Origin of the sequence: Anabaena sp. CA = ATCC 33047, from assembly GCF_963870205.1 — a bacterium.
Taxonomy (GTDB): Bacteria; Cyanobacteriota; Cyanobacteriia; order Cyanobacteriales; family Nostocaceae; genus Trichormus.
Map to the genome: position 1 here is coordinate 75,755 of NZ_CAWMSA010000071.1, position 7,241 is coordinate 82,995.

General features: G+C 42.9%; 4 protein-coding genes. All 4 read right to left on the reverse strand.

The features are described 5' to 3' along the window. Nucleotides 1-24 precede the first annotated feature (24 nt). The gene (gene hflX / locus AACS98_RS21365; protein ID WP_198161176.1) at nt 25-1,761 is read right to left on the reverse strand and encodes a GTPase HflX; all 1,737 of its coding nucleotides are present in this window, start codon (nt 1,759-1,761) and stop codon (nt 25-27) included. A gap of 340 nt (nt 1,762-2,101) precedes the next feature. Continuing rightward, nucleotides 2,102-4,408 (reverse strand): tetratricopeptide repeat protein, encoded by a 2,307-nt coding sequence (locus AACS98_RS21370; protein WP_084386951.1) that lies wholly within the window; start codon nt 4,406-4,408, stop codon nt 2,102-2,104. Further along, nucleotides 4,405-5,730 carry an AAA family ATPase gene (locus AACS98_RS21375; RefSeq protein WP_066383772.1) on the reverse strand — a complete coding sequence of 442 codons (1,326 nt, stop codon included), beginning with the start codon at nt 5,728-5,730 and terminating at the stop codon, nt 4,405-4,407. Before AACS98_RS21375 ends, AACS98_RS21370 begins: the two co-directional genes overlap by 4 nt. A 124-nt stretch (nt 5,731-5,854) precedes the next feature. Continuing rightward, nucleotides 5,855-6,838, reverse strand: a complete 984-nt coding sequence (gene cofG / locus AACS98_RS21380) for a 7,8-didemethyl-8-hydroxy-5-deazariboflavin synthase subunit CofG (RefSeq protein WP_066383775.1) — start codon at nt 6,836-6,838, stop codon at nt 5,855-5,857. Nucleotides 6,839-7,241 lie beyond the last annotated feature (403 nt).

Below are 7,241 nucleotides of genomic sequence, written 5' to 3' on the forward strand. Positions count from 1 at the left end.
CCTGAAATAGAATTTCAGGGAGTGTCAATGAGAGTCAACAGCATATTGAATCAGTTGACTCAGACGCAGACGCAGGGTTTCCAGTCCTAAACGCTGACTAGCTGAAATAAACACCGCTAAAGGAAACTCTTCTTGAGCTAAAGCTAGAGTCTGGCTATCTACTTGATCAATTTTGTTAAAAGCCACAAGTGCGGGGCCGGGAGTTACTGGCATTTGCGCGAGAATCTCTCGCACTGAGCGAATATGACTCAACCAAGCAGGATGAGATAAATCTACTAAGTGTAGTAAAGCATCCGCTTCTGTGACTTCTTCTAAAGTAGCGCGGAAAGCATCCATTAGTGATGCTGGTAGTTCATGGATAAACCCTACCGTATCTGTAATCAGAATTTCTTGGGTTTCTCCATTCTCAGCCCCAGGTATGACTAAACGGCGTGTAGTCGGGTCAAGGGTAGCAAATAACTGGTCGGCTGTGTAAACTTCCGCGTTGGTGAGGGCATTCAATAAAGTAGATTTGCCGGCGTTGGTATAACCAACTAAAGCCACAGAGGGAACTTCCTGATGTTGTCGCCGTTGGCGTAAGCGTGAACGGTGGGCTTGTAGTTGGTTAACTTCTTGTTGCAAGCGAGAAATGCGTCGCTGAATGGCGCGGCGTTCGGTTTCTAATTTAGTTTCACCAGGGCCACGAGTCCCGATACCACCCCCTAGTCGAGACATTGCTTGACCTCTACCGGTGAGTCTGGGCAGCATATATTCTAGCTGTGCCAATTCTACCTGCAATTTACCAGCACCAGATTGAGCGCGTTGAGCAAAGATATCTAATATAACTTCGGTGCGGTCAACTACCCGGATGCCAATTTGCGCTTCTAAGTTGCGGACTTGGGCGGGTGAGAGGTCGCGGTCAAAGACGACGAGATTACACCCCAAGGTTTGGGCTGTGAGGGCGACTTCTTGGACTTTACCTTCACCAATGACGGTTTGCGGGTGAATGCGCGATCGCTTTTGTTGTATTGTTTGTAATACATCACCACCGGCCGTATCCACTAACCGCGCTAATTCCGCCAAGGTGTCCTGAAATTGCTGGAGTGACATATCATCAGTCATCACACCCACAATTAACACCCGGTCATGATCCGCATCTACTTCTTGGGCGACGAATTCCCGACGGAACTCTTCTTCTAGCCCTTCCACCAAGTCGATGAAATCCTGCTGTGCTAGGTCATCTAAATCTAAAGGTGGTGATATACTCCAACTGCCAGATAGGACTTTAGAGCCAGAAAACGCGCCACTAGGAATCAAAGCACGAGCATCTTGGGGGACTAGGTGGGCTACATAAGCTTCTTTAACGTAGCCTGTCGCCCCACCACCGCGCCGTGTAAAGCCCGTCCCGGTAATATTGATTACCACTAAAGCATCTAAACGCTGCATAGCCATTGCCGTGAGAGCCGCTTCATTAGGCGGTTCTGCCTTGAGATGGGTAGCGATACAACGAATACCACTGAGACGTTCCGCACCATAACGGGGTAATTCCATTGGTGGGATTTGGGTTTGACGCGGAGTGCCTACGCCAACACGAATCACTTGTCCGCGACGGTTGAGGTAGGCACACACAGGTAGATTAATTTCCGTGCTGATGGCTGCCAGACGCTGGGAGAACTCAGGCGTAGTGATGCGATCGCCTGGGATGCGCTGGTGGTACAGTCGCTGTAGTTGCTTCAGCTGACTGGATTTCAAACCCTGAAGATTACCGAAAATAGTTTCTATAGGCGTTTATGACCAGTTACCTGGCCCTCCGAATCCTTCTATTGTCTATTTTACAACAGTGTTCAAGGTGCAAACTCAATCTTTTGGGGGTAACGTGGGTGAATGGAGTTGAGACAATTTGTGTAGGGTGGTCATTGCTTGAGAGTTGCTAAGACCTGAGTTTAACGTTATTGGCTGTGCATCGCCTAACGCTGAAAGAGAATGGCGCAAGATATAACTTATTTTCAACTGTAGAGACGTTGCATGCAACGTCTCTACATCATTCATTTGGTGCAACTTCATAGAGAATTGGTATTACTAACATAATATCAAAATATATAATTATCGTAAATTTGCTAAATCAGAACCTCAAGAGAAGGATTCTTAAGAAAATTGTAAAAATACGCCGCAGTTTTTGTAGCAAATTATCAATAATTTGTTTCTTCTGTATGTCCAACAGAGTATCCACGAATTCGGGATTGATATCAATAGCATTGCTAATACTTTTATTTCCTTCTATCCATCGACCTAATTTTATTAATGCACTTCCCCGATAGTACCAAGCTTCGTGTAAATCAGGTTTAAATTTCACAGCTTGGTCGTAGGATGCGATCGCCTCTTCATAGCGTCCTAAATTGTATAGCGCAATCCCCCGATTGTACCAAGCTTCGTGATCATCAGGTTTAATTTTCACAGCTTGGTCGTAGGATGCGATCGCCTCTTCATAGCGTCCTAAATTATATAGCGCATTCCCCCGATTGTTCCAAGCTTGGTGATCATCTGGTTTAAATTTCACAGCTTGGTCGTAGGATGCGATCGCCTCTTCATTGCGTCCTAAATTAACTAGCGCATTCCCCCGATTGTACCAAGCTTCGTGATCATCTGGTTTAATTTTCACAGCTTGGTCGTAGGATGCGATCGCCTCTTCATTGCGTCCTAAATTAACTAGCGCATTCCCCCGATTGTACCAAGCTTCGTGATCATCTGGTTTAATTTTCACAGCTTGGTCGTAGGATGCGATCGCCTCTTCATTGCGTCCTAAATTAAATAGCGCAATCCCCCGATTGTTCCAAGCTTCGTGATCATCTGGTTTAATTTTCACAGCTTGGTCGTAGGATGCGATCGCTTCTTCATAGCGTCCTAAATTTCTTAGCGCATTCCCCCGATTGTACCAAGCTTGGTGATAATCTGGTTTAATTTTCACAGCTTGGTCGTAGGATGCGATCGCCTCTTCATAGCGTCCTAAATAATATAGCGCATTCCCCCGATTGTACCAAGCTTGGTGATAATCTGGTTTAATTTTCACAGCTTGGTCGTAGGATGCGATCGCCTCTTCATAGCGTCCTAAATAATATAGCGCAGTCCCCCGATTGTACCAAGCTTCGTGATAATCAGGTTTAAATTTCACAGCTTGGTCGTAGGATGCGATCGCCTCTTCATTGCGTCCTAAATCATCTAGCGCAATCCCCCGATTGTACCAAGCTTCGTGTAAATCTGGTTTAAATTTCACAGCTTGGTCGTAGGATGCGATCGCCTCTTCATAGCGTCCTAAATTAACTAGCGCAGTCCCCCGATTGTACCAAGCTTCGTGATAATCAGGTTTAAATTTCACAGCTTGGTCGTAGGATGCGATCGCCTCTTCATTGCGTCCTAAATTAACTAGCGCAGTCCCCCGATTGTACCAAGCTTCGTGTAAATCTGGTTTAAATTTCACAGCTTGGTCGTAGGATGCGATCGCCTCTTCATTGCGTCCTAAATTATATAGCGCATTCCCCCGATTGTTCCAAGCTTCGTGATCATCTGGTTTAAATTTCACAGCTTGGTCGTAGGATGCGATCGCCTCTTCATAGCGTCCTAAATTTCTTAGCGCAATCCCCCGATTGTTCCAAGCTTTGTGATAATCTGGTTTAAATTTCACAGCTTGGTCGTAGGATGCGATCGCAGCTTCGGGTTCTTTTGCTGCATACAGCAAATTACCCAGTTCAAATAGTAAACTTACCTTTGTATCTTCTGTCTGATGTTGTTCTGCCAACAAGTCTTGAATTTCCAAAACTTTTTCAATTTTTTCTTCTTGGCTAAGTTTCAAATATTCCTCATAGTCTCCTGACAATATCAAAAGACTTGATTCCAGTAAAACTAATTCTGGTGTAGTTGGTAATTCAAATACTCCAGAACGCCAATCAAAGAAATCTGGGGCGCGGTGGATCAGATAGTTAATCGAAAATGAACGCAACAGAAAAACAAAGCAAAATGGAAAATCATCTCTAAACCGTTCTCGCTGTTGGTTTAAATGATTTAAAATATGTGGCACACTGGTTAAATTGCTAAATTGTCCTTCAGTGATTTCACCAAAAGTTCTTTTCTCATATTTATATAAAGAATATTCCAGACCTTTAATTAATAAAATATCTATTTGCTTGTTTTTAACAAACTCATCCACTCGCTGATATAAATTATCAATCGACTCAACCAAGCGCAAAACTTCTATATGCTTCTGGGGAATATCCTGTGGAAGTTTAACAATTAAATTATCTGCTTCCACAGGAGTACACTGCACAAAAAACAAGCCAAATCCAGATTTGCGTTTCAGTGCGCGAACTAAGTCTTGATAGGCTGCTTCTGGTTCAGGCGGTAAATCATCATCCCAGTCATTAAAATCTGAGTTCATGTCAGTTTCGCCACTGCTTCTTTAAATTCTGCAACTCCTTGAATTAATGGATGAATATCATACCAACGCTGCATCTCTCCTTCATCATCCAGATAGCGGTATTCTAACAGGCATCGGTTATACATCAACTTTCTATACTCATCATCATTAATAATGCGTTTACTACAGGAAACCTCGGCTAACAAACACCATTGAGAATTTTCCACAGCGCGACGGTAGGTATCTCTAGCTTGAGTAATTGCTCGTCGTACAGCATATTCTGTAATTGGTAACTCTTCAATGCGTCCGATAGCATCTTGAGTTAACAATAGCAAATTCCTCACATGACCTCCACTCATTAAACAGAGTCGTTCTAAAGTTTGGGGACTGTCAAAAATCTCTTGATCTAATGATAATTCAGGTGCAATTTCCCGGACTCGCTTTTTAATCACATCCTTAACTTTCTTGATTCCAGGCTGGTAAATGTCACCTTGAATAGTTTTCACCATAATCATCGGTAAAGTCAGACATTCACCGTAGATATCCCTGATATCCGTTGCTCTGCTAGAATACAACATAGAAAGAGGGAGAGTGTAAATCAAATGGCAATCTAAAGCTTGAAGTTGTTCGCTGCGGTCTAAAAAGACTTCTTCGTAATTAGTGCGTTCTCCATCTTTAACTAACACCATCCGGTCTAAATTATCGACAATTACCGCCAGTTTAGTGTAACCGTTAGGTAAGTGTTGTTTAGCATCCCTGAGAAACTCATTCAAAACCTGAATTAAAGTGACAGTGTAAGGATTAATTTTTTGGCGAATCTTCTGGCGTAATTCAGGAACAGCCCTTAAATTTGCCGTCAGCTTGGCAAATTGACTCAGTTGGGCTTCTACCGCCAAACTCTCAAACTCGATGGGAGTCTGCACCAAATCTTTCACATCATCCCAACGGCTTTTTAACCAGTCAAGTATAGGGCGAGGGCTAGCAATTTCTTTCAAATCTTTGAGCAAACGACGGGTACAGGCGAGGAGAATATCTGTATATTGGGCATCTTCTGAGTCAATATCTTCTTCATCAGCCGCAAAATAAACAACATAAAATTGACGATTTTCTAAATATTGTTTTAACCTGAGTAGTTCTGTAGATTTACCAGCCCCCCGATGACCAGAATACAATTGACAAGTATTAGTATTAGCCAGTCGCATCCGATTTCCCAACTCTTGGAGAATATCCGCATCTCCCCGCACATCATGACAATCTACATATTTTGGATCACCTGCGGGTAAAGGTTCAAAGGGGTTAAAAGCGTTATAGAGTTGACTGAGTAAGTCAGGACTATTAACCATAAATAAAAAATATAGCTATGTGATTGACAATACCAAATATTATATAGGACTACTATTATATAGATGTAGGTTGGGTTAAGCGCAGCGCAACCCAACTCTTAAATTGGTGTTGGGTTTCCTTTGGTCAACCCAACCTAGAATTTTGTGTTATAATATTTCGCCACCGCCTCACCGTCGTTTGCAACTCCCCCGTCAACCAAGCATCAAACTGCGGATACACAGGTAAACGCGGTACTAACTCCCACCCCGGAGGTTGTAAAATCTCTCTTAATTCTTGTTCCTCAAGATGTGGATAATCAGGATTAACTTCATCTTTCGGGACAATTCCGCCTAAATCTCTCGCACCAGCATCTAAACAAGCTAATAACCATTGTTCGTCCTTGACTAAATTCGGCGGAATTTGAATTGTAATATCTGATGGTAAAATCTGCCGTGCTTTGGCAATCACTTCTGGTAATTGATGCGCGTCAAAAGCTGGCGCGTCAAAGGTTTGCTGATTTCCTGGGCTGTGAGGTTGCAAAATCACCTCTTGAATGTGATGATAACGTTGATGAATTTCGGCTATGGCGGCTAAGGTTTCCCACCAATCATCAGAGGTTTCCCCAATTCCCAACAATAAGCCAGTGGTAAAAGGAATCTGTAACTTTCCCGCATAAGCTAATTGTTGCAGCCTCAGTTCTGGTAACTTACTCGGTGCGTGACGATGGACTGTATTTAATAAGGCTGGGGTTAACTGTTCCAGCATCAAACCCATTGAGACATTGACATTCTTCAGTTTTTGCATCTCTGCAAAACTCAAAGGCCCAACATTAGTATGTGGTAAAAAACCCATCGTCAATGCTAACTCACACAAATCATAAATCCTCTCAAACCATTTTGTACGTTGAGGTGACTGGGGATGAACTTCTCCACTAAGGATGAGAATCTCACAGACTGGCTGATTTTGCAGTCGTTTTAAGATATCCTCTGCGTCTGATAAACTCAGCCAGGGACTTTTACCTGGGTTGGTGCGAAAATTGCAATAGGTACAGAGATTAAAGCACTCGTAAGTCGGAACAATGGTATAAGCAGGGCTGTAAGTAACGACAGAAGACTTTGCCACTGACATAAAGATTGAATACTCTTAAGAATTGTAAACGATGCGCGTCATACAAAAAAAGTTGTAGTTGTAGGGTGCGTCAGAGGCGATATTTTGGTAAAAATCCAAAGTTTTTGACATCTGACGCACCCTACTAATGTGATTCGCTAAAGAATTGTAAACGATGAGCGTTACACAAAAATGATGACCTCTGTAGGCTCAAACCTCGATGACAACTCAGTATCAGAGCTTTCTACAGGGTAAGGTAAAAAATTTTTTCTCAGAACTCTTTACAAATCGAAATATTTTTGTTTAATATATGTAACAAGAGGTGGAAACACCTACAACATTCATAAATCATCAAACGTCATCATAAAAACATGACCGCAACCTTACAACAACGCCAAAGCGCGAACGTATGGGAGCAGTTCTG